The sequence below is a fragment of the Corynebacterium sp. AOP36-E1-14 genome, from assembly GCF_052377495.1.
Taxonomy (GTDB): domain Bacteria; phylum Actinomycetota; class Actinomycetes; order Mycobacteriales; family Mycobacteriaceae; genus Corynebacterium.
This window is the reverse complement of record NZ_JBQSWV010000074.1, coordinates 1-845: the sequence shown is the minus strand read 5'-3', so window position 1 is coordinate 845 and position 845 is coordinate 1. Positions and strand designations below refer to the sequence as shown.

The 845-nt window shown below is 60.6% G+C and carries 1 protein-coding gene; it reads right to left on the bottom strand.

What is annotated here, in order from left to right:
* Positions 1–78: 78 nt before the first annotated feature.
* Entirely contained in the window at positions 79–801 is a 723-nt protein-coding gene (locus ACT3TD_RS14785; protein ID WP_444615243.1) for an IS6 family transposase, read from the bottom strand.
* Positions 802–845 lie beyond the last annotated feature (44 nt).

The following is an 845-nucleotide window of genomic DNA, read 5'->3' as shown; positions in this document are numbered from 1 at the left end:
GGTGCTGTTGCAAAGTGGAGCGGGCGGTGCCCGGACGCCGATCGAGAAGGCGGTCCACAACCCTGTAGCCCTGATCTCTCAGGCGTCTGCGAAGGCCTTCGCCACGATCACCACATCCGCGTTCGCCCGTCCGAAGGCGAACATCCTGCCTTGGCCTTTGCGCAGCGCATGCATCGCCTCCATACCCTGCAGTGTCCTGTACGCCGACACCGGATTCTTGAACCCGCCACCCTTGGGGCCCAGAATCCGTTTCAACCTGCCATGATCACCCTCAATCACGTTGTTGAGGTACTTCACCTGCCGGTGTTGCACTGTCTTCGACAGTTTCTTCCTGTCGATCAGCGTCGCTATCGCCGCTGTGTAGGTGGGTGCTTTGTCGGTGCAGATCACTCGGGGACCACCATCAGGGCCGCGGTGACCAGAACCACGCAGCGCTTTTCCCAGAAACCTCGTTGCCGCTTGCGTGTTGCGGCGGGTGGACATGTAGAAGTCGAGAGTCCGGCCGTCCTTGGTCACCGCACGGTAGAGATAGCACCACTTCCCACCCACCCGGATGTAGGTCTCATCCACCCGCCAGGAATCCGCGAACCAGGACGAGGTCTGGCGGTACCAACGGGTACGTTTATCCAGTTCGGGACCGTACTTTTGCACCCAGCGGTAGATGGTGGTGTGATCCACCGGCACACCGCGTTCGGTCAGCATCTCCTCGAGATCCCGGTAGGACACCCCATACCGGCAGTACCATCGCACCGCCCACAGGATCACGTCTTTCGGGTAGTGGCGACCGGAGAAGATGCTCATGAGACCTGATCCTCACGTGCCATCCCCAACTTTGCAACAGCACC

Coding starts and splice junctions, on each gene's coding strand:
- ACT3TD_RS14785 (WP_444615243.1), bottom strand. CDS start 801: ATGAGCATCTTCTCCGGTCGCCACTACCCGAAAGACGTGATCCTGTGG.